Raw genomic sequence first — 3,207 nt, 5'->3', positions numbered from 1 at the left:
TCAAGTTTGTTCATTGAAAACTGGATAATTGAATGAATATATACCGAGAAAACACCGCGTTGAATGAGTTTTTAATAAAGTTCAACACTTATTTTCTTAAATAGGTGATAATAATCGCTAATAAGGTTAAGTTAATAAGGGCGCACGGTGGATGCCTTGGCACTAGTAGTCGATGAAGGACGGGACTAACACCGATATGCTTTGGGGAGCTGTAAGTAAGCATTGATCCAGAGATTTCCGAATGGGGGAACCCAACATCTTTTATAGGATGTTATCATTAACTGAATTCATAGGTTAATGAAGGCAACGCAGTGAACTGAAACATCTAAGTAGCTGCAGGAAGAGAAAGAAAATTCGATTCCCTGAGTAGCGGCGAGCGAAACGGGAAGAGCCCAAACCGTGAGGTTTACTTCACGGGGTTGTAGGACTAGACATTAAGAGTTACAAAGTGATGAGATAGTAGAACAAGATGGAAAGCTTGATCGAAGAGGGTGAAAATCCCGTATACGAAATGTCATCACCTCTGTTTAGTATCCTGAGTACGGCGGAACACGTGAAATTCCGTCGGAATCTAGGAGGACCATCTCCTAAGGCTAAATACTCACTAGTGACCGATAGCGAACCAGTACCGTGAGGGAAAGGTGAAAAGCACCCCGGGAGGGGAGTGAAAGAGAACCTGAAACCGTGTGCCTACAACAAGTCAAAGCCCGTTAATGGGTGATGGCGTGCCTTTTGTAGAATGAACCGGCGAGTTACGATCCCATGCGAGGTTAAGTTGAAGAGACGGAGCCGCAGCGAAAGCGAGTCTGAATAGGGCGATAGAGTATGTGGTCGTAGACCCGAAACCATGTGATCTACCCATGTCCAGGTTGAAGGTGCGGTAAAACGCACTGGAGGACCGAACCCACGTACGTTGAAAAGTGCGGGGATGAGGTGTGGGTAGCGGAGAAATTCCAATCGAACTTGGAGATAGCTGGTTCTCTCCGAAATAGCTTTAGGGCTAGCCTCGGAATGAAGAATCATGGAGGTAGAGCACTGTTTGGGCTAGGGGTCCATCTAGGATTACCGAACTCAGATAAACTCCGAATGCCATTGATTTATATCCGGGAGTCAGACAGTGAGTGATAAGATCCATTGTCGAAAGGGAAACAGCCCAGACCACCAGCTAAGGTCCCAAAATATGTGTTAAGTGGAAAAGGATGTGGGGTTGCACAAACAACTAGGATGTTGGCTTAGAAGCAGCCATCATTTAAAGAGTGCGTAATAGCTCACTAGTCGAGTGACCCTGCGCCGAAAATGTACCGGGGCTAAACACATTACCGAAGCTGTGGATAGAACCTATGGTTCTATGGTAGGAGAGCGTTCTTAGGGCGTTGAAGTCAGATCGTGAGGACTGGTGGAGCGCTAAGAAGTGAGAATGCCGGTATGAGTAGCGAAAGACAGGTGAGAATCCTGTCCACCGTATGACTAAGGTTTCCTGGGGAAGGCTCGTCCTCCCAGGGTTAGTCGGGACCTAAGCCAAGGCCGATAGGCGTAGGCGATGGACAACAGGTTGATATTCCTGTACCAGTCATTGTTGTTTGAGCAATGGAGGGACGCAGTAGGCTAAGAAGAGCGCACGACTGGAAGTGTGCGTCCAAGCAGTAAGTCTGAAAGTGAGTCAAATGCTTACTTTTAGGGATGAGCTGTGATGGGGAGTGAAATTAAAGTAGCGAAGCTTCTGATGTCACACTGCCGAGAAAAGCTTCTAGTGAGACAATGACTGCCCGTACCGCAAACCGACACAGGTAGTCGAGGCGAGTAGCCTAAGGTGAGCGAGAGAACTCTCGTTAAGGAACTCGGCAAAATGACCCCGTAACTTCGGGAGAAGGGGTGCTGACCTATGGTCAGCCGCAGTGAATAGGCCCAAGCGACTGTTTACCAAAAACACAGGTCTCTGCTAAATCGTAAGATGACGTATAGGGGCTGACGCCTGCCCGGTGCTGGAAGGTTAAGAGGATGAGTTAGCGTATGCGAAGCTTTGAATTGAAGCCCCAGTAAACGGCGGCCGTAACTATAACGGTCCTAAGGTAGCGAAATTCCTTGTCGGGTAAGTTCCGACCCGCACGAAAGGCGTAACGATTTGGGCACTGTCTCAACGAGAGACTCGGTGAAATTTTAGTACCTGTGAAGATGCAGGTTACCCGCGACAGGACGGAAAGACCCCATGGAGCTTTACTGTAGTTTGATATTGAGTGTCTGTACCACATGTACAGGATAGGTAGGAGCCGTTGAAGCTGGGACGCTAGTCTCAGTGGAGGCGTCGGTGGGATACTACCCTTGTGTTATGGCCACTCTAACCCGCAACACTAAGCGTGTTGGGAGACAGTGTCAGATGGGCAGTTTGACTGGGGCGGTCGCCTCCTAAAAGGTAACGGAGGCGCCCAAAGGTTCCCTCAGAATGGTTGGAAATCATTCGCAGAGTGTAAAGGCAGAAGGGAGCTTGACTGCGAGACCTACAAGTCGAGCAGGGACGAAAGTCGGGCTTAGTGATCCGGTGGTTCCGCATGGAAGGGCCATCGCTCAACGGATAAAAGCTACCCTGGGGATAACAGGCTTATCTCCCCCAAGAGTCCACATCGACGGGGAGGTTTGGCACCTCGATGTCGGCTCGTCGCATCCTGGGGCTGTAGTCGGTCCCAAGGGTTGGGCTGTTCGCCCATTAAAGCGGCACGCGAGCTGGGTTCAGAACGTCGTGAGACAGTTCGGTCCCTATCCGTCGCGGGCGTAGGAAATTTGAAAGGAGCTGTCCTTAGTACGAGAGGACCGGGATGGACACACCGCTGGTGTACCAGTTGTTCTGCCAAGAGCATCGCTGGGTAGCTATGTGTGGACGGGATAAACGCTGAAAGCATCTAAGCGTGAAGCCCCCCTTGAGATGAGATTTCCCATTCGCAAGAAGTAAGACTCCTCAGAGATGATGAGGTAGATAGGTTGGAAGTGGAAGTATGGTGACATATGGAGCGGACCAATACTAATCAGTCGAGGACTTAACCAAAAGGTATAAGCATTCAAGATCCAGTTTTGAGTGAACAAACACTCAAGTAAATAGTGTGGTGATGATGGCAAGAAGGATACACCTGTTCCCATGCCGAACACAGAAGTTAAGCTTCTTAACGCCGATGGTAGTTGGGGGTTTCCCCCTGTGAGAGTAGGAAGTCGCCACGC

At 49.4% G+C, this 3,207-nt stretch carries 2 rRNA genes; both read left to right on the top strand.

Annotated elements, in window-relative coordinates:
- Positions 1-124 precede the first annotated feature (124 nt).
- Positions 125-3,037 (top strand): 23S ribosomal RNA (locus C683_RS00010).
- A 54-nt stretch (positions 3,038-3,091) separates the two neighbouring features.
- Positions 3,092-3,207: ribosomal RNA gene (rrf, locus tag C683_RS00005) — 5S ribosomal RNA — on the top strand.

The sequence above is a fragment of the Catellicoccus marimammalium M35/04/3 genome, assembly GCF_000313915.1.
GTDB classification, from domain to species: Bacteria; Bacillota; Bacilli; order Lactobacillales; family Catellicoccaceae; genus Catellicoccus; species Catellicoccus marimammalium.
Note: the sequence above shows the minus strand (reverse complement) of the source record. Positions and strands in the feature narration are given on the sequence as shown.